This window comes from Sorangium sp. So ce124, assembly GCF_051525235.1.
GTDB lineage: Bacteria > Myxococcota_A > Polyangia > Polyangiales > Polyangiaceae > Sorangium > Sorangium atrum.
Genome location: NZ_CP150312.1, coordinates 13,749,126 through 13,767,829, shown reverse-complemented (window position 1 = coordinate 13,767,829; position 18,704 = coordinate 13,749,126). Strand labels below are relative to the sequence as shown.

Below are 18,704 nucleotides of genomic sequence, written 5' to 3'. Positions count from 1 at the left end.
CTAGGCGTCCCTCTGCCATTTCCCGACCAGCCGCGAGCGTGCGGCGGGTGCCCGCGCTAGGCTCGGCCGCCGCGCCGAGCAGCCACGCGAACAAGGAGCCCGAGCGCGAGCGAAGGATGCGTCGTCCCCGATCCCCCCTCTCCCCCCGGTCCCTGATCCCTGCCCTGCTCGTGCCGCTCGCTTGCGGCGCGGGCGCGTGCTCCGGCGGCTCCCTGCGGGACGCGCCCGCACAGACCGGCACCGCGGCGCACGCGCCCGGCATCGGCCCGGCCCAGGCCCCCGCCTCGGAGAGCGCGCCCTCGACCGGCGCCGCCGCGACCGCCCTCGCCAGCGTGGCGCCCCCCGGCCGCACGCCTCTCGGCGCGGCGACAGCACAGCCGCTCCCGTTCACGATCGAGCCGTCGCTCGACCGACGCTCGGTGCTGTTCCTCTCCAAGCTGTCGTCGGATCGCGCCGGCTGGGTCAGGCGCCTCGACGCTGCCACGGGCGAGCTCGGACCGCCGCACCTGCTCCTCGACGAGGACCTCGCCGGCGCCCGCTCCTCCCCCGACGGGACCACCACGCTGCTCACCTCGCAGGGCGGCGAGCTCTGCGTGACGGCCATCCTCCCCGGCGAGACCTCGGCCGCGTCGCGCACGTGCGCCCCGATCCGCGCGCACGCCATGGCCGCGGTGGGCGAGCGCGTCGCGCTGGTCGAGCTCGCCGAGATCGCGCCGCGCGACAGCTCCACGACGCCGGCGCAGCGCGCCGCGCGCGAGCGCTCCGCCGACGCGAAGCCCTCGCGCAAGGCCCCCGTCCGCAAGGCGACGGCGTCGAAGCCGAAGCAGCCGGGAAAGACCTCCAGCGCGAGCGGCAAGGCAACTCGGAAGAAGAAGCGCGGCGAGCATCGCGGGCGCGAGGGGCGGCCCACGAAGACCGCACGCTCCGCGCCCCGGCCGAAGCGGCCGGACCCGCTGCCGGAGGTCGAGGTGCGGCTCCGATGGGTCTCGCCGTCCGAGGGGATCGCGGCCACGTCGTCCCCCACCGGGCTGCGCTTCCGGCCGCCGCTCGACGGCATGGGGCTGATCGACGCAGGCGGGCGGCCGGGAGCGATCGACCTCCTGTACTACGCGGCGAGCTCGAAGAAGACGAGCTCGTCGTGGCTCGGGAGCGCGCAGATCGCCTTCGCCTCGCTCGGCGAGGACGGCAAGCTCGATCCGAGCCGGCGCGCCGTCGTGGTCGAGGGGGATCTCGAGTACGGCGCGCTGCGCGGCCACCAGGATCCACGCCTCGTGACGACGAGCGCAGGCGCGGTGGTCGTCGACGTCACCGGCCGCAACGGGGCCTGCCAGGCGACGCGCGTCGCGCCCTCGCTCCAGCGGCTGCTCGCCGGCGCCGCGCCCAGGGCCGTCTGCGCCGTGGATCCGGCGCGCCTCGCGGATGCGACCCCGGTCACGCCGGCCGAGATCGGCGCGCTCGAGCGCATCGCCGCGAGCGGCGCCCGGCGCGCCGCGGGGCAGCCGCGGTACGATCCCGGGCTCGCCGCGTGGGCGGGAGATCGCGCGTACTTCCAGACGATCGCCGGCGGGCTCTTCTCGGCCTCGCGCGCCGACGGGCAGCCGCGCCGCGAGCCGGATCCGTTCCCGGCGCGGCGCGCGCGCATCGCGTGGGGCGCGCTCGCGACGGACGGCGAGGGGCTCGCCTTCGCCGCGGGGCAGCTCCACCGGCTCGACGCGCGCGGGCAGGTCGCCGCGGCGGCTGCGCCGGAGGGCCTCGGCGCCGCGGCGGCCGGCGACGCGCCGGGCACGCCGCTCGGCGCGCCGGGCACGCCGCTGGGCGAGCCGGAGCGCCCCACCGACAGGCGGCGCGCCGCGCGCATCGGGGCGTCCTGGTGGCTCGCGAGGACCGATGTGGTGCGGCTCCTGCCCGAGCCCGTCGTGGTGCCCGCGCTGCGGGGGCGCGCGCACGAGGACAGCACGGCGCTCGTCGGCGGTCGCGAGCGCGGGCTCTTCCTCGAGGTGCTCGGCGACAGGCTCCAGATCACCGGGATCGACGCCTCGGGCGCGCTCACCGCGCTCACCGCGCTGGGCGCGCTCACCCCCGGCGCGCCCCCGCCCGCCGCGCCCGCGCCCGCCGCGGCAGGCCGCGCGCCGCCCGCGCTCGCCCTCGCGTCGCCGGTGCGCGCGGGGTTCGACGCGTGCGAGCGCCGCGGCGGCGGAGCCATCGTCGCCGGCGTGAGCGCCGCGGATCCGCGCAAGGTCGTGGCGCTGTCGATCGACGCGCTCGGCCGGCCCGGCGCGGCGCGCGCGACCTCGCTGCCGGTCGTCGAGGGCGATCTCGCGGTGCGGCTCGTCGCCCTGCCCGACGGCGGCGCGCTGCTCAGCGACGCGGCCAAGCGCCACGTGGTCTGGCTTGACGACGACGGCGCGGAGCTCGCGTCGCAGCCGTGGCCGACAGACGACACCGGCGCGCTCTGTGTCGACGGGCAGCCCGCGCGGCGCGCCGTCCCTGCCCCCGCGCCCGGGGCCTTCGTGACCGTCCCGGAGCTCGCCGCGCCCGGCGCCTGCGTGGTGGGTGACGCCGTCTGGGCCTCCGACGGCAGCCTGCGGTGGTTCGGGAGCGCGGTGAGCGGCCTCGACGCGCAGGCCGAGGCGGGCGTCGCGCGCCCCGCGCTACCCGCGAGCGCGGCGGTGCGCCCGGCGGCGGGAGCGCCCGCGGACACGCCCGCCCCCGCGCCGCTGGGCGCGCCCGCGTGCCCGGCGGACATGGTGGCCGTCGACGGCGGCCGCTTCTGCGTCGATCGCTTCGAGGCGATGCTCGTCGACGGCGCCACCGGACAGGCGCTCTCGCCCGACTACCCGTCGACCCCGAACCTGCTCGAGCTCACCCTCGCCGACTGGTCGACCGGCCTCCGGCGGATCGGCGACGTCCACGCGCGCGCCTTCCCCCTGCCCCTGCTCGCCCCCTGGCAGCGCGGCCGGGCGATCGCCGCCCTGGCCCGCTCGCGGTCCGGGGTGCGGCCGAGCGGCTATGTGACCGGCCTCGTGGCCGAGAGCGCCTGCGCTGCGGCCGGCAAGCGGCTCTGCTCGGTCGAGGAGTTCGTCACGGCGTGCCGCGGCGAGGACGACACCCTGTACCCGTACGGCGACACGTTCGAGGAGGGCGCGTGCAATGTCTACAGGCCGGCGCACCCCGCCGCTCTGCTGCACGGCAACGCGTCGATTGGCCACCTGGATCCCCGGCTGAACCGCGTGCGCAGCGCCCGGGAGCCGCTGCTCCGGGAGACGGGCGGGAGCCCGCGGTGCAGGAGCCGCTGGGGCAGCGACGCGGTCTACGACCTCGTGGGCAACCTCGATGAGTGGGTGAGCGAGCCGGGCGGAGCGTTCGCCGGCGGCTTCTACTCGCGCTCGACGCGCGCAGGCTGCGAGGCCCTCGTCACCGTCCACCCGAGGAGCTACCTCGATTACTCGACCGGCGTCCGGTGCTGCCAGGACGGGCCCTCGCCCGCGGTGACAGCGACGGACGCGCCGTCGCCGTCGGAGTCGGACGCCCCGGCCGCTCCCGCCGGCTCAGAGCCGCGGCCGCCCGGGCATCTGCCGTAGCATCCCGGTCACGGCGAAGGCGGCGGAGATCACGAGGAGCGCGGGGGTCCACGGGTGCACGGCCAGCACACCGAACACGGCGAGCAGCCAGGTCAGCAGCGAGACAAGCACCACGCTCCAGAGCACCACATCGGTCCAGCTTCTCATTCGTGCCCCTTTCGATGAGGGTCCATCCAGCAACGAGGCGAATGGCGTGCCATCCCATCGCTGACGCGCGGCCCCGCGTGCTACGTTGGGCCGCGATGAGCGCGTCATCCTCCGCAATGGAAAGCGATCTGGAAAACCCGACGGAAGAGCACCGAATGCTGCGGCAGATGGTGCGGGATTTCGCCCGTGATGTCGTCGAGCCGCAGGCCGACGAGCACGACCGGAGCGCCACCCTGAACGTCCCCCTGATGCGGCGGCTCGGCGAGCTCGGCCTGCTCGGCGTGACCGTGCCCTCGGAGTACGGGGGCGCGGGCATGGACGCGGTCGCCGCGGTGATCGTGCACCACGAGCTCGCGAAGAGCGATCCGGGGTTCACGCTCGCGTATCTCGCCCACGCGATGTTGTTCGTGAACAACCTCTTCCACGCCGGCAATGACGAGCAGCGCGCGCGGTACCTGCCGAAGGTGCTCTCCGGCGAGTGGATCGGCGCGATGGGCATGACCGAGCCGACGAGCGGGACAGACGTCCTCGGCATGAAGACGTTCGCCCGGCGCGACGGGGATCGGTACATCCTGAAGGGGCGCAAAGCGCTCATCACGAACGCCCCGGAGGCCCAGATCTTCCTGGTCTATGCGACCATCGAGGGCCGGGTCACGACCTTCGTTGTGGAGCGGGGGTTCCCCGGGTTCTCGACCGACGAGAAGACCCCGAAGATGGGAATGCGGGGGAGCACGATGAGCGAGCTCCTCTTCGACGACTGCGTCGTGCCCGCCTGGAACGTCCTGGGCCAGGAGGGGGGCGGCATCCGCAACATGATGAGGAACCTGGAGCTGGAGCGCCTCACGCTCGCGGCCATGAGCCTGGGTATCGCGGACCGCTGTCTGGAGATCATGATCCAGTACGCCGGAGAGCGGAAGAGCTTCGGCAAGCCCATCGCCGAGCACGGGCAGATCCAGCGCTACATCGCGGAGAGCTACGCCAAGACCGAGGCGGCGCGCGCCCTCATCTACGCGGTGGCGCGCAACGTCAGCCCCGAGCGGAGGAACCGGCTCGGGACGGACGCGGCAAAGCTCTTCGCCGCGCCGGTGGGCAAGGAGGTGGCCGACAACGCCATGCAGGTGCTCGGCGGCTGGGGCTACTGCACCGAGTACAAGGTGGAGCGCTTCTTCCGTGACGCCAAGCTGCTCGAGATCGGCGGCGGCACGCTCGAGTCGCATCAGAAGAACATCACGCGCGAGCTGATCGGCCGCATCAGCTGACGCTGCCCGGTCGCCCCGATGCGCCCGCGTCGCCCCGGCGCGCGTGCGTCGGCGACGGATCCTGCGCAACCCGAGTTCGTACCGGCCATCACCGTGTGTCGTGGCCGTGAGGGCCTGTCACGCCTCGGTCGCGAAAAGTCAGCGCTGGGTTTGCGGTCCGGCCATCGAGACGCCACGCGTTTCGATCAGCATGGCCATCCATGGATTGGGGAGATCTGGCGACGGTCGCGCCGACGGCGCTGTCATCCATCATCTACGCGACGATCCAAACCTCCTTCCTCTGGAGGATCGCGCGGCACCGGCTCGTGGCGCCGGTCGACGCGTGGCGGCCGCCCGGGGCGACCCCGTTCGTCAGCATCCTCAAGCCCGTCGCGGGCGTCGACGACGGGCTCGCCGACAACCTCGAATCCTTCGCCCGCCTCGATTACCCCTGTTACGAGATCGTCTTCGGCGTCGCCTCGCGAGAAGACCGGGCGGTGCCGGTGATCCAGGCCTTCATCGCGGCGCACCCCGAGGTGAAGGCGCGGCTCTGCCTGACGGATCCGAACGAGGCGTTGAACCCGAAGGTGGCCCAGCTCCTCGAGCTCGAGCGCAGAGCCGAGGGCAGCGTGCTCGTCATCTCGGACGCGAACGTGTGTGTCCGTCCAGACTACCTCCGATCGCTGCTGTCGGTCTTGATGCGGCCGGGCGTGGGGCTCGTCTCGAGCGTCGTCGTGGGCACGGGGGAGCGGACGCTCGGCGCGGTGGTCGAGAACGCGCAGCTCGGGGCGTTCATCGCGCCCGGGGTCGTCGCCGCCGCCGAGCTCGCGGGGCGGTCGATCAGCGTGGGCAAATCGATGGCGATGCGGCGGGTCGATCTCGCGCGGGTGGGAGGGTTCGAGAGCGTGGCCCACGTGCTGGCGGAGGACGACATGCTCGGACAGCGCTTCAGCGCGTGCGGGTTCGTTGTCGATCTCTGCCTGGATCCGATCGAGAACCGCAACACGAGCGGCTCTCTCACGCGCATGCTGGATCGGCACACCCGCTGGGCGAAGATGCGGCGCACGCTCGTTCCGCGCTGCTTCGCGGCGGAGCCGCTCAACTCGCCGCTGCTCGTCGCGTGGCTCACGTTGCTGCTCAACCCGACGGGCCTCGCGCTGGAGATGTGGCTGTTCGCCTGGACGCTGCAGAGCCTGGGGACCTTCCTGGCCTTGAAGATGCTGCGCCCGACGCGCTCCAACCTGGCGCTGGTGGCGGTGGAGCCGCTCCGGACGCTGTGCTGGTTCTTCTGCTGGCTGAACGCGTATTCGAACCGGCGGGTCGCCTGGCGAGGCAACGCGTTCTACATCGGGTCCGGGACGGCGCTGGTGGCCGCGGACGAGCCGTCTTCCTTGCGATCGCCCGCCAGGTAGCGGGGGAGAGGATCCCGGGCCGCTCTCCGGGCGCTGGAACGGCGAGGAGCGCCGGTTCAGAGGTGAACCGAGCGCCGGTCGCTCATCAATCGATGGGGGGCACCGGGATCTCCGGCGGGACGAGGAAGAAGACCTTGCGGGTGCTGAGCGTTGTCACGCCGTCCCCGGTGACGACGATGTTCGCCGTGAACACCTGCGGCTCGGTCGTCGGAGGCACCGAGACGTTGGTCTTCGGAATCACGTCGAAGCAGACCGTGGGCCCGGGGAACACGTTGGTATAGGTGTCCGCGACGCCATCGACGTTCTTGTCGATGACCCTGAGGCCGGCGGTGCAGGGCTCGGGAGCGTCGTTGTTCGCGATGATCTTGTCGATGAACGCGCTCGCGGCGTCGACCGCGTCGGTCTCGTCCGCCACCGCCGCCGCCGAGATGTCGAGCGTGACATAGGTCGTGAGCACCTTGATCGCCTGCACGACGGCCAGGTTCAGCCCGGCGCCGCTGCTGGCGACCCGGAACACGAGCGGGCACTTGCCGTTCGCCATCGTCACGCCGCTCCCGTTCTCGCCGATGCAGCACTGTTCCACCGCGCACCGCGGCGGGCGCACGCCCTCCGGTCCCCACGCCGCCGGCGGGACCACCGAGCCCGTCGCCACCGCGCCGGCCGTCAGGTCGGCTTCCGCATCGGCTTGCGCCTGAGCCGAGCTGGCGGCCACCATGCCGAGGACGCGGCCTCCCACGCGGGTCACCGCCTGCAGCGCCTGCGAATGGGTCGGCGACACCACCTTGGCCGTGGAGTAGTTGTTCTGTACGAACGTCCCGTTGTGGCTCGGGGTGTCGGTGATCATCACCACGATGGGCAGCGAGCCGAAGCGGAAGCCCACGCCACCGATGGTCCCGACCGCCTCGCCCGCCGGGATCATGCCCGGCGGAGCGTTCAGCGGATTGAACATGGGCACGTGGGCGCCGCCCTCGTTCGTGCCCGCCCCGGTCGCGATCTGATAGAGAGCCTCCCAGCCGCTCTCCGGGATATCGCCGCCGGCCTCGGCCTTGAGGTCGTCCACCGCGTCCTGCACGGACTCGCGCCCTGCCGGCGTGCGGACGCTCATCACCCGGTGCTCCAGGTAGAACGGCTGATCGTTGGGGCCCCCATAGGAGTTGATCGGGAAGTCCTTGTACTGCGTGACCCCGATGCCGATGTTCGGGATCTCCTCGGCGAGCTGATCGATCATCTCCTGGAGCGCGCCCTTCAGATTGTTGATCTGGCCGCCCATGGTCGCGGTGGTGTCCATCGCGAACACCACGTCGGCCTGCGAGATGTTGGTCGAGAAATCCAGCGTGTCCTGCGCCGGATCCGGGTCGCCCTGGTAAGGCACGATGAACACGAAGTCGCCGTTCGCCCGCGGGTTGTCCAGATCGTCGTTCGGGTTCGTGCCTGCGGCCTGCTCGATGAGGTCGCTCACGCCGTCATCGTCCGTGTCCTCGCGCGCGGTGCTGGACTCGCCCGGGTCGAGCACGCCGTCGCAGTCGACGTCCTCGAGCTCGTCGAGCAGGCCGTCGTTGTCGCTGTCCAGATCGAGGAAGTCGCCCCCGCCGTCCATGTCGCTGTCGACGGGCGGCTGCTCGGGCGCGCCGTCGCCTCGCTCGACCGAATCGGGCCGGCAATCCCCGTCCGAGTCGAGATCCCGGAACGCCGGTATCCTGTCGCCGTCGACGTCGAACTCGCGCTCGAACCGATCCAGGATACCGTCGTCGTCGGAGTCCCTGTCGCGGAAATCAGGCCACCTGTCGCCGTCGGTGTTCACCGGATCGAGCGGGTCCGAGCCGAGCTCGACCACATCCAAGAGGCCGTCGCCGTCATCGTCGGGATCCGCATAATCGGCGGTTCCATCGCCGTCACGGTCGCCGTCGCCGTCCTCCTCGTCGGGCAGACCGTTGTTGTCGGAGTCCTCGTCCCGATAATCAGGCACCCCGTCGCCGTCGCTGTCACGCGGCTTCGCCTCCCCTGGGAAAGGAGCGCCCTCGAGCTTGTCGGACAACCCATCGTTGTCGGAGTCGGTGTCCTCGAAATCGGGCTGGCCGTCGCGATCCGTGTCGACCGCATCGGCGCGCCCTTCAACCGCGTCGCTGATCCCATCGCCATCCGCGTCCGCGGCCGGCAGCTCCGCCGGTTTGTCGCCTGACGGCGGTCTGTTCGTCGACGTGGCGTCGCAGCCGATCGGCACGGAGAGCAAGAGGCAGCAGAGCAGAGGGCGAAGACTGCGACGCATAGGAGCTCCTGCGCGAATGTGGGCGCGAAATCCTAGACGCTCCACGCAATCCGGATCAACCGACATTCCATGGTGCGCCGGGGCTCTCCGCACGTCATCAACCGCAGACGGATTGCCGCCCACAGGTCCCCGCGAAACGTCGGCACGCGCGCGTGCGCAGCAGCTTCTGCGATACCGTCACAGCGGCGCGTTGCATGGCGCCGCTCGCCGCGAGCCGCCGCGGATGCTCGACCGCTGCGCCGGCGTCAGGGGAGCTTCAGCCGAGGCAGCACGACGGAGATCGCGTCTGCCGGCGCCTTCTCCCGGTAAGGGCAGTGGCGGCACTTGGAGTTACAGCAGTATCCCCGTTTCAGGTGATACGCCTCTGTAAAAACTACCCGGCCTCCCTCGAGGTAATAGTCTTCGCCTTCGACGGCCCTGGGAGGCTTCGGCCCGCTCATCGACCCTCGATCAAGCTACTCCGAAAGGCGCACCCGCGCCATCCGGCGCGCGGGCGGTTGGATGGGGCGCGCCGGCTCCACGACGCCCGCCCGCCGCCCGTGCTACGCCTGCGCCGCCCGCCGCACACCGGTGCACCGGCGGGTCCGCCCGCGATGCCCGATCGATCCTGCTCGAAGCTCCTCCGCGCCCTGCTCCCGCTCCTCGCCGCCGCCGGCTGCGATGGCTGCCCGAGCTCCAGGCCCTACACGCCTTACACGCTCGGCTCGGCCACGCCCTCCGGCTCGCCGCCCCCGCTGAGCGGCGTCGGCCCTGGCGCGGCGAGCGCCGGCCCCGAGGCCGACGCCGGCGCTCCGGACGCCGCCGCGCCTCGGTTCGCGGTGGTGCCGAGCGTCCCGGCGCCGGAAGGCGGCAAGCAATGGCCCCTCGAGGGCGGCGCCGTGGTCGCGGCGCCGACCGGGCGCACGTTCGAGACCGGGCTCCTCCTCGACGTCGACGGGGACGGCGCGCGCGATCTCGTCGCCTGGGCCCGGTCGCCCGACGGCCTGCGCGGCGAGCTCCTGCTTGCGCCCGCCGCGCGGCCGCAGGCGCTGCGCACGCTCGCCGCGCTCCCCGGCGATCTCGACGCGCAGGGGTGCACCCCGCGCGTCGGCCTCAGCCAGATCGGCCCCTCCGCGCTCGCCTTCGATTTCGCCCCGCAGTGCGGCGGCGCTCACCGCGGCGCCGCGGGCGCGGGCGCCACGCGCTGGATCGCCGTGATCCGCCTCCCCGGGCCCGCCGCGGGCGCGGGCGCGCCGCCGGAGCTCGCCCTGGAGCTCCGCCTCCGCGCGCCGCCCGCGGAGGAAGCGCTCTCCGCCTCCCTCGAGGTCGCCGACCGCGACGCGGACGGCCGCGACGACCTCATCGTCTCGGTTGGCCTCTCCGGCGCCCTGCGCCCCTTCCCTGCCCCGGCGGGCGCCGCGTCCGAGGTCCGCGCCCCGCTCGTCTTCCTGGATCGCCCCGCCGGCCTCTCGCGCGACGCGGCCCAGCCCGGCGAGGCGCTGCGCGCCCTCGCTGCCTCCCTGCTCCGGGACGCGCGCGCCAAGTCGACCGCGCCGGCCGTGGCCGCCTCCGCCCAGCGGCTGCGCCGGCTCCACGCCGCCCTCTGCGCCGACGCCGAAAGCGGCGCCGGAGCGACCGCCGGCCGCGACGCCGCGCGCGCCGGCGAGGCCCTCGTCTGGACGGGCGCCGGCCCTGTGCGCTGCGGCGAGCGGGGGCTCGCGGCCGCCATCGACCACGCCGAGGCGGTCGCGGCGTCCACGCGGGGCGCGCCGATCGCGGCCATCGCGGCGCTCGACCGCGGCGGCGCCGAGGCGCGCACCAAGGACGACGGCAAGCTCCTCGCGAAGCTCGCGCCGCCGGCGACCGCCGCCGCCGTGTACCGCACGGCCGCTGCCCCGCAGCCGACAAGGACCGGCACCTTCGGCCCGCTCGCGTTCGAGGCGAGCGGCGCCCTGCTGGTCCGCACCGCGCAGGGCGTCGTCCGCGTCGACCCCGCCACGTCGACCGAGTCCGCGACGGACATCCCTCCCTGGCCCGCCGCCGTCCACGCCGGGCCCGCGGAGCTCGTCGCCGTCGAGCGGCGCTGCGACGCGCCCACCTTGCTCGGGCTCTTCCGCAGCTCGCCCGATGCCGTCGGCGAGATGGAGGTCCCGCTCCCGCTGCTCCGCGGCCAGGGGCCTCGCGCCCGGCCCGGCGCGGCCGCGCCCGAGCGCTGCGCCGGGACCGAGCGCCTGCCCTTCGTCCCGCTCGCCGCGTCGGAGCGCGGCTTCGACATCGCCCTCGGCGCCGCGCTGATCTCGATCGACCTGCGGGCCGCCGCGCCGGCCTCGTCCGCGCTGTCGTTCCCGCTCACCACGCCCGCGCCTCAGGGCGCGGCGCGGTCGCCGGACGGCGCCACGCTGGCGGTCCCGGCCGCCGGCGGGCTCCTCGTGGCGACCGCGGGCGGCGCCGCGCGCCTCTGGACGGGCGGCGACCTCGCGCAGGCGACGGCGTGCGCGCCGGCCAACGGAGGAGCCCGCGTCGCGTGCGTCGCCGGCGCGGCCGCGGTGATCTTCGAGGCGAAGTGACCTCCGTCGTCCCTCGGACCCCGGAGGTCAGCCGGGGCTCACTTGTTGACGCGCTCCAGGTACTTGCCGTCGGTCGTGTCGATCTTGATCCACTCGCCCTCCTTCACGAAGAGCGGGACGTTGACGGTCGCGCCGGTCGACACCGTGGCGGGCTTGGTGGCGCCGCTCGCCGTGTCGCCCTTGACGCCCGGCTCGCTGCTCACGATCTGGAGCACCACGTGCGGGGGCATGCTGACGCCGATCGGCAATCCGTTGAACAGGGTCACGTCGATCGACATCCCGTCGCTCAGCCACTTGGAGTCATCGCCGATCTTGTCGCCGGGGACCGTGAGCTGCTCGCCGGTCGCCGGGTCCATGAACACGAAGTCGGTGCCTTCCGGATAGATGTACTGGAGGCTGCGCTCCTCCACGTCCGCCGGCTCCAGCTTCTCGCCCGATTTGTACGTGCGCTCGAGCACCGCGCCCGTCGCCATGTTCCGGATCTTGACGCGGGTGAACGCCTGCCCCTTTCCCGGCTTGACGAACTGGAAGTCGATGACCGAGTAGGGCTGGCCGTCGACCATAAACTTGAGGCCTTTTCGGATGTCGCTTGTGTCCATGGGGAGAGCTTCCTGGTAGCGTAAGGGCGGCCTGTCGGCGAGGCCGGGGATCCGCGTCCGCGGCCCCCTGGCGCGGCTCGGGGGTCCGCGTCCGCGGCCCCTTCCACGGGTCGGGGGTCCGCGAACGCGGCCTCCGTCTACAGGTCGGGGGTCCGCGTTCGCGGCCCCCTTAGCACGAGCACGACCTCCTGCACAGGGCACGGTTTCAGGACCTGAAAATGCACGACTTCGACGACGAGCTCAGGGAGATCAAGCGTGAGATCGTGGAATCCCGTGGGCTCATCATCAAGACGAACAACCTCACGAACGCCCTCGCAGCGGATCTGAAGAGCATCTCCAAGCGCCAGATGGCGTACGAGCGGCGCGCCTTCTGGAACAGCGCGAGCGCGAACCTGCTCTTCGTGATCGTGGTGATCGGCGTGGTCAAGCTCGCCTGGGACGCACGCGTGGACGCCGTCCAGGCCGAGACCAAGGGCGCGCGCGACCGCATCGCGAAGCACGAGGCCGATCTCAAGGAGATGCAGCAGCGGAGCGACGCGCGCGCCAAGGCCGAGAGCGACGCCGCGGCGTTCTACGAGCTCATCCGTGCCGAGCGGCGACAGGAGGTGATCGAGGGCTTCGAGGCGCTGCGCAAGGCGCCGCTCACCCGGGCCGAGCTCGCGTTCTTCTCGGACTCGGTCGACAAGGCGCGCTCGGAGCTCTCGATCAAATCGTACCAGACGGGCCTCGATCACATGCGGACGGGCCGCTGGCACGAGGCCGCGGTCGCCTTCGAGGACGCCATCCGGCAGAAGGAGACGGCGTCGCACACCCCGTCGGCCCGCCTCAACCTGGCGCGCGCCTACCGCAGGCTGAACCGGCAGCGCGACGCGATTCCGCTGCTCATGACGCTCTCCGAGGCGTCGCCCGATCGGGAGGTCATGGATGACGCGACCTTCCTCCTCGCCGAGTGCCTCCTCGACATCCAGGCCTGGAACGACGCGAAGACGACCTTGCGGTCGTTCATCCGCCGCTTCCCGGACAGCGCGTACATCAACGACGCGCGCCTCGCGCTGGCCGACGTCTCGCTCCGGCACTGACGCGCGCCGCCACGGCCGGCCGGCGCTCCCCCCGCACGGCGCCGCGCGGGGGGGACGACGTCAGGACCCGCGCCGCACGTCGATCCGGCGCGGCTCATCCTTCTTCTCGAACCAGCTGGATCGGAGCTGCCGGCGGAGGCCTGACGCGAACAGGCAGTCGCGGAACGCGTTCTGCTCGAAGGTCACCGCGCTGTGCGCGAGCGGGACCTGGATGAAGATGGCGCGGCCGTCCAGGAGCTGCTTGCGCGTAAGCTCGCCCGGGCGCCGCTCGTGAAGGCAGGCGACGCCCTGGGCCTCGAGCGCGCGCGCGAGCTCGAGGTTGAGCCGCCGCACGTCGCCCGCGACGAAGTGGCTGATGAGCTTGTGCCTGTCCCGCCCCGATCGGCCCTTCCGCTCGAGCACCCAGTCGCGGAACGCGTCGACCTCGCCGTACAGCGCGTCGAACAGGTACACCTCGTTCACCTCGCAGCCGCCGTGGCGCAGGCACGCGGCCGCGACGCGGTATCCGCCCGAGTGCGCCGACAGGCAGAGCGTCCCGAGCCTCGCCTGCCGCGGGATGGCGCAATCGCCGAGCGCCCGCCGCGCCGAGGGGGCCGCGAGCACCGACGCGAGCTCGCCGCACAGCCGCCGGAGGCCGCCCTTCTGCCCCAGCTTGCCCGGGGGCGACTCCGCCGCGTTCACCGCGCACTGCGGCACCACGAGCACCGCGTTCTGCTTGCTCTCGTGGAGCTGCTCGCGGAGCTTGTGCGCCGCGATGGCCCGCTCCGCGGTCGTGACGTGGCCGTGGAAGTGGATCACGAGGTCGAGTTCATCGCTCTCCGGCGCGCGGTAATGCGCCGGCACGAAGACCATCGCCGTGGCGTCCTGGTAAGGAGCCCCGTCGCAGGGAAACGGCGCGTTCGACAGCTCGATCTTGAGCGTCACGCCGATGTCCGACGCCTCGACGGCCCTCACCCTGGAGGCCGCCCTGGCGAGCGCCGGCGCAAAGAGCCCCGGCGCGGCCAAGGCGCCGCCCGCCACGCCGAGCGCTCGGAGAAAGGCCCGGCGGCCGAGCGCCGGTGATGCGAATCGGGACATCTGGCGACCTCGTCCCGCGCCTAACACCGACGCCCGACCCCGGCCAAGAAACCGAAACGCCGCAGAGCGGCGGGCATCCGCTGCTCAGCTTTGGCTGACGGCCGCGCTGCTCACTTGCGCGAGCAGGTCCTGGATGCGCCGGACGAGCTTCGCCGGCTCCTGCACCACGCCCTCGACGAGGAGGGCCTGGTCGAGGAGGAGCTCGGACCACTGCTTCACCCGCTCCGAGCCGGGCTCGCGCCCCGCCAGGATGTTGAGGTTCTTCACCACCGGGTGACCGGGGTTGAGCTCCAGGATCCGCTTGGACTCCTCGGCGTTCTGGTCGATGAGCTTCATGATCCGCTCGAGGTTCGCCCCTGGATCCCCCTCGGCGGCGACGAGGCAGCTCGCGCTGTCCGTCAGGCGCCGCGAGACGCGCACGTCCTTCACCCGGTCGCCCAGCGCCGCCTTGACCGCCGCCACGGCCGCGTCCACCGACTCCTCCGGCTCGTCCTTCTTCTCCGGCTCGGCGCCGAGATCGACGTCGCCGTGCATCACGCTCTTGAGGCGGCGCTTGTCGAACTCGTTCAGCGCCTTCACGAACCACTCGTCGACCGGATCCACGAGGAACAGCACGTCGTAGCCGCGCTTCCGGAACGCCTCGAGGTGCGGGCTCTGCTCGACCGCGTGGCGGCCGAGCCCCGTCACGTAATAGATCTCCTTCTGCGCCTCCGGCATCTTCGCCACGTAGTCGCGGAGCGAGATGAGCTTGCCGGCCTCCGTGTTCATCGACTCGAAGCGGCACAGCTCGGCGATCGCGTCCTTGTTCTTCCAGTCGCTCGTGGCCCCCTCCTTGATGACCCGGCCGAACTCCTTCCAGAAAGCCGCATAGCGCTCGGGATCCGACTCGGAGAGGTCCTTGAGCGATTTGAGCACCTGCTTGACGATCTGCTGCTCGATCTGGGAGAGCGTGCGGTTCTCCTGGAGCATCTCGCGCGAGACGTTGAGCGAGAGGTCCTCGGAGTCGACGACGCCGCGCAGGAAGCGCAGGTACATCGGCGTCAGCTTGTCGCAGTCCTCGACGATGAGGACCCGCTTCGCGTAGAGGCGCACGCCCCGGCGGTCCTTGTGGAACATGTCCGCCGGCGCCTTCTCGGGCACGTAGAGCAGGGCGTGGAACTGCACGGGCGCGTCGATCGACAGGTGCACGGTGAGCAGCGGCTTCTCCCCCTCGTAGCCGCCGGTCACGTGCCGGAAGAACTCCGCGTGCTGCTCCTCGGTGATCTGCGACTTGGGCAGCGTCCAGAGCGCGGCCGAGCGGTTCGCGACCTCGTCGTTCACCTTGATGGGGAAATGAACGAAATCCGAGTACTTGCGGATGATCTCCTTGATCCGCCACACCTTCGTGTACTCGCGCGCGTCCTCCTTGAGGTGGAGGACGATCTTCGTGCCGGGGTGCTCGCGATCGCCGGAGGCCACGGTGAACGAGCCCGCGCCGGACGAGCGCCACAGGACGGGCTCCGCGCCCGGCAGCATCGAGCGGGTCTGCACGTCGACGCGTGAGGCGACCATGAACGCGGCGTAGAAGCCGACGCCGAACTGGCCGATGAGCTGGAGCTTGCCGCCGTCTTTCTTCTGCTTGGCGGCCTCGGCGTTGGCCTTCAGGAACTCCAGCGACCCCGAGCGGGCGATGGTGCCGAGGTTCTGCACCACCTCGTCCCGGGTCATGCCGATGCCGTTGTCCTCGATGGTGAGGGTCCGGGCGGCGTCGTCGAGCGTGATGAGGATCGCGGGCTCGCCGGCTTGTTCTGCGACCCCTTCGCGCGTGAGGGCCAGGAAGCGGGCCTTGTCGAGCGCGTCGGACGCGTTCGAGATGAGCTCGCGGAGGAAGACCTCCTGGTTTGCGTAGAGCGAGTTGATGACCAGCGCGAGGACCTGCTGCACCTCGGCCTGGAAGGGAAGCTCGACCGCGCCGGCGGCCTTGGCCTCCTCGGACGGGGTCGACGCGGGCGTCTCCGGGCCCGGAGCCGCACCCGAAGGCTCGGCAGAGGGCGTGGAACCGCTGGTTTCGGGGTTCGGGCTTTCCGTGTTCATGTCGGCGACCAAATGGATCCGATTTTCGAAAGGGCAATCCCCCGGCGCACCGCGGGGCGCCGCGGAGCGCCCCCAGAACGCGCCGCGGTGTGTCGCCTCGCTCCGAGCGCGCTCCGCGGCCGGCTCCGGGCCCCGCCGGCCGGGTGAGGGGCTCACCAGGCCGGGGGCCGACGCTGCGTCGAGGTCGGGATCTGCGCGCCGGGTCGTCACGTTCAGGTCGCTGTGCGCGATCCCCGCATCCCTGCCCGGTTTTTCCGGTGGGTAAGGGTTTCTTCATCAGGTCGCCGGAGCTAGATTCACTGGCGTTACACCCTCGCGGTCCGGGAGATCTGTTGTGGTAGCACTTCTCCGTGCAGTACTCCGTGTTCTCCCGGCAATCGGCCTGCTGGCCGGGGAGCTGGCGCTCGCGGGGTGCGGCGATCGGGGCAAGACGGCCGAGCAGGACCTTCTGAAGCGGCCGCCCCCTGTGCTCCAGTTCGACGGCTATGTCTATGTCCCGACCGGGACGAGCGATTTCAAGATCCTGGAGCGCGTGCGGGCGCAGACGCGCACGGTGTTCACAGGGCTGCGGAAGTCCCGGGTGATGGTGAGCCGGCGCGAGGTCCAGGGAGCGACCACGGATACCTTCGCCAAGGAGGCCGTGACCGTCGTCGACGCCGCGGGGCACCGCACCCTCGCGCTCCGCGTGCGGTACCGCTTCGTGGCCCGGCCGGAGGTCGCGAACGGCATCGACGATCGCAAGGAGCTCCCGCTCGCGCTCCTGCACCGGGAGGATGACGAGGTCGCGGAGCGCATCTACGAGGAGTGCACGCCGCCCCAGGAGCGGAGGAAGGGGGGCGCCAGCGCCGTCGGCCTCGACTTCGATCCGTCCATTCCGAGCTGCAAGGCCGCGATGGCCGCGGAGCAGGCGGAGATCGACGCGGCGCGCGCGAAGGTGCCCGAGCTCGCGGGCGGGCCGCCTGCCTCCGCCAAGGACACCGTGGTCCCGCTCGAGGAGGTACGGCGCCTGTACATCCCGACGCAGGTGACCGTCGAGCTCCGCGATCGCAAGCCGGGCGAGGTCACGCCGCGCTTCGTCCCGGTGGATCGACCGGAGAAAGAGGACGCGCGGGTCGCGACCGCGGAGCGGCCCGGCGGCGAGCACCCCGAGGGGCTCGAGCCGGCGGCGGTGCTCATCGACCCGGATCTCAAGGTGGAGCGGACGCCCGAGGAGAGGGCTATCGCCGAGGGGACCCTGCTGCCGAAGATGCCCACGACCGGCGGCACGGGCGCGGTGAGCGGCGAGAGGCGGATCGAGGTCGTGAGCCCCGCGGTGGCGCAGGCGCAGCAGCGCAAGGCGGAGGCCGCCGCGACCGCGAACGAGCGCTTCGAGATCCCATTCGAGACGCTGACCGACCCGAAGTTCCTGGTGGTCTGGTTCAGCCTGCTGATGGCGTACCCGATCCTCCGGGGCGATCCGCGGAAGAAGCGCTGACGCGCGGCATGAGCGCTGAAGAGCGCTGACGCGCGGCATGAGCGCTGAAGAGCACTGACGCGCGCCGCGGCGCGCCTCGCCGAGAGGGGCGACGGCGCAGCGCTCGGACCGGCGCGGGCAGAGGCCGCCGCGATCGCGGGGTCGTCCGCTACGATGCCCGCCATGATGCTTCGCCTGATGAAGATGTTCGGCCTCGCCTTCGTGGAGACCACGACCGAACGTGCCCGCCGGGGGCCCGCGCGCCCGAGCTGGGGCTTCGGCTTCGAGTGGGTGGTCCGCTTTCTCCGCCGCGATTTCGCCTACGTGCTCGACCGGCCCTACCCGGACGTCAGGGCCGAGCTCGACGCGCGCCCGTACTCCCAGAAGGCCGTCCGGCGCGTGAAGCGCACGGACGACACCTTGAAGGGCGTCCCCGCGGTCTGGTTCGAGCCGTCGGGCGCGGCGTCGCGCGGCGTCGTCCTCTACCTCCACGGCGGCTCGTACCTGTTCGGCTCCACGAGGACCCACGCGGACCTCATGGCGCGGCTGGCGCTGGCGAGCGGCGCCCGCGTCGTGGGCATCGACTACCGGCTCGCGCCGGAGCACCGCTATCCCGCGCAGCTCGAGGACGCGCTCGCCGCCGTAGGCGCGCTGGTCGAGCGCGGCCATGCGCCGGGGGAGATCGCGCTCGCCGGCGACTCCGCCGGCGGCAACCTCGCGCTCGTCACGCAGCTCGCGCTGCGCGACCGCGGCGCGCAGGCGCGCTGCGCCGCGCTCATCTCTCCCTGGCTCGACCTCACCGCGAGCAGCGCCTCGGCGATCGCGAACGACTCGACCGATTACGGCACCCGGGAGGGTCTCCTGCGCCAGGCGCGCGATTTCGCGGGCGCGACCCCGCTGGACGATCCCCGGCTGTCACCGCTCCACGCGCGCCTGGAGGGGCTGGCCTCGCTGTTCATCCAGGTCGGCGACGCCGAGCGCCTCCACGACGAGGGCCAGGAGCTCGCGCGGCGCGCCCGCGAGGCGGGCGTCGACGTCACGCTCGACGTGCTGCGGGACATGCCCCACAACGGGCCGGTGCTGGCCGATTTCCACCCGGAGGGCGCGCGGGGCACGGACGCGCTGGGCGCGTATCTCCGAGCGCGCCTGTCGTCGAGCGCGGCAGCGGCGACGCGGCCTGACGCGGCCTGATGCGGAGCTCGCTCCGCGGCGCTGCGGGGCGAGGTGGTTGCC

Annotated in this window: 13 protein-coding genes; 7 read left to right on the top strand and 6 right to left on the bottom strand. The window is 72.4% G+C overall.

The genetic code is table 11. From position 1 onward, the window contains the following. Positions 1-116: 116 nt before the first annotated feature. The gene (locus WMF19_RS51660; RefSeq protein ID WP_437897086.1) at positions 117-3,581 is read left to right on the top strand and encodes a hypothetical protein; all 3,465 of its coding nucleotides are present in this window, start codon (positions 117-119) and stop codon (positions 3,579-3,581) included. Here WMF19_RS51660 and WMF19_RS51655 read toward each other — a convergent pair. After that, complete coding sequence (locus WMF19_RS51655; protein WP_272096946.1) at positions 3,549-3,728, bottom strand: hypothetical protein; 180 nt, start codon at positions 3,726-3,728, stop codon at positions 3,549-3,551. The genes WMF19_RS51660 and WMF19_RS51655 overlap by 33 nt on opposite strands. Before the next feature lie 116 nt (positions 3,729-3,844). Here WMF19_RS51655 and WMF19_RS51650 point away from each other — a divergent pair, with 116 nt between their 5' ends. Both WMF19_RS51650 and WMF19_RS51645 read left to right on the top strand, forming a co-directional pair. After that, entirely contained in the window at positions 3,845-4,987 is a 1,143-nt protein-coding gene (locus WMF19_RS51650) for an acyl-CoA dehydrogenase family protein (protein ID WP_437897085.1), read from the top strand. A 200-nt stretch (positions 4,988-5,187) separates the two neighbouring features. Then, positions 5,188-6,378 carry a glycosyltransferase gene (locus WMF19_RS51645; RefSeq protein ID WP_437897084.1) on the top strand — a complete coding sequence of 397 codons (1,191 nt, stop codon included), beginning with the start codon at positions 5,188-5,190 and terminating at the stop codon, positions 6,376-6,378. An 85-nt stretch (positions 6,379-6,463) separates the two neighbouring features. Here the strand turns inward: WMF19_RS51645 and WMF19_RS51640 are convergent, their stop codons facing one another. Together WMF19_RS51640 and WMF19_RS51635 are read right to left on the bottom strand one after the other, a co-directional pair. Continuing rightward, positions 6,464-8,644 carry a VWA domain-containing protein gene (locus WMF19_RS51640; protein WP_437897083.1) on the bottom strand — a complete coding sequence of 727 codons (2,181 nt, stop codon included), beginning with the start codon at positions 8,642-8,644 and terminating at the stop codon, positions 6,464-6,466. Between the two features lie 245 nt (positions 8,645-8,889). Further along, the gene (locus WMF19_RS51635; RefSeq protein ID WP_272096942.1) at positions 8,890-9,084 is read right to left on the bottom strand and encodes a DUF5522 domain-containing protein; all 195 of its coding nucleotides are present in this window, start codon (positions 9,082-9,084) and stop codon (positions 8,890-8,892) included. A gap of 153 nt (positions 9,085-9,237) precedes the next feature. On the opposite strand from WMF19_RS51635, the gene WMF19_RS51630 reads away from it, so the two are divergent. After that, positions 9,238-11,190 carry a hypothetical protein gene (locus WMF19_RS51630; RefSeq protein ID WP_437897082.1) on the top strand — a complete coding sequence of 651 codons (1,953 nt, stop codon included), beginning with the start codon at positions 9,238-9,240 and terminating at the stop codon, positions 11,188-11,190. A gap of 38 nt (positions 11,191-11,228) precedes the next feature. Here WMF19_RS51630 and efp read toward each other — a convergent pair whose 3' ends face one another. After that, positions 11,229-11,789 (bottom strand): elongation factor P, encoded by a 561-nt coding sequence (gene efp, locus WMF19_RS51625; protein WP_437326770.1) that lies wholly within the window; start codon positions 11,787-11,789, stop codon positions 11,229-11,231. A gap of 218 nt (positions 11,790-12,007) precedes the next feature. Here efp and WMF19_RS51620 point away from each other — a divergent pair, with 218 nt between their 5' ends. Beyond that, on the top strand, positions 12,008-12,868 hold the full coding sequence (locus WMF19_RS51620) for a tetratricopeptide repeat protein (RefSeq protein ID WP_272096939.1): 861 nt from the start codon (positions 12,008-12,010) through the stop codon (positions 12,866-12,868). Positions 12,869-12,928: 60 nt separating this feature from the next. Here WMF19_RS51620 and WMF19_RS51615 read toward each other — a convergent pair whose 3' ends face one another. Together WMF19_RS51615 and htpG are read right to left on the bottom strand one after the other, a co-directional pair. Then, entirely contained in the window at positions 12,929-13,945 is a 1,017-nt protein-coding gene (locus WMF19_RS51615; protein WP_437326769.1) for a hypothetical protein, read from the bottom strand. Positions 13,946-14,029: 84 nt separating this feature from the next. Then, positions 14,030-16,018 carry a molecular chaperone HtpG gene (htpG, locus tag WMF19_RS51610; RefSeq protein ID WP_437897081.1) on the bottom strand — a complete coding sequence of 663 codons (1,989 nt, stop codon included), beginning with the start codon at positions 16,016-16,018 and terminating at the stop codon, positions 14,030-14,032. 334 nt (positions 16,019-16,352) lie between these two features. Between htpG and WMF19_RS51605 the strand changes: the two genes are divergently transcribed. Both WMF19_RS51605 and WMF19_RS51600 read left to right on the top strand, forming a co-directional pair. Then, complete coding sequence (locus WMF19_RS51605) at positions 16,353-17,492, top strand: hypothetical protein (protein ID WP_437897080.1); 1,140 nt, start codon at positions 16,353-16,355, stop codon at positions 17,490-17,492. A gap of 162 nt (positions 17,493-17,654) precedes the next feature. Further along, positions 17,655-18,662 (top strand): alpha/beta hydrolase, encoded by a 1,008-nt coding sequence (locus tag WMF19_RS51600; protein WP_437897079.1) that lies wholly within the window; start codon positions 17,655-17,657, stop codon positions 18,660-18,662. Positions 18,663-18,704 lie beyond the last annotated feature (42 nt).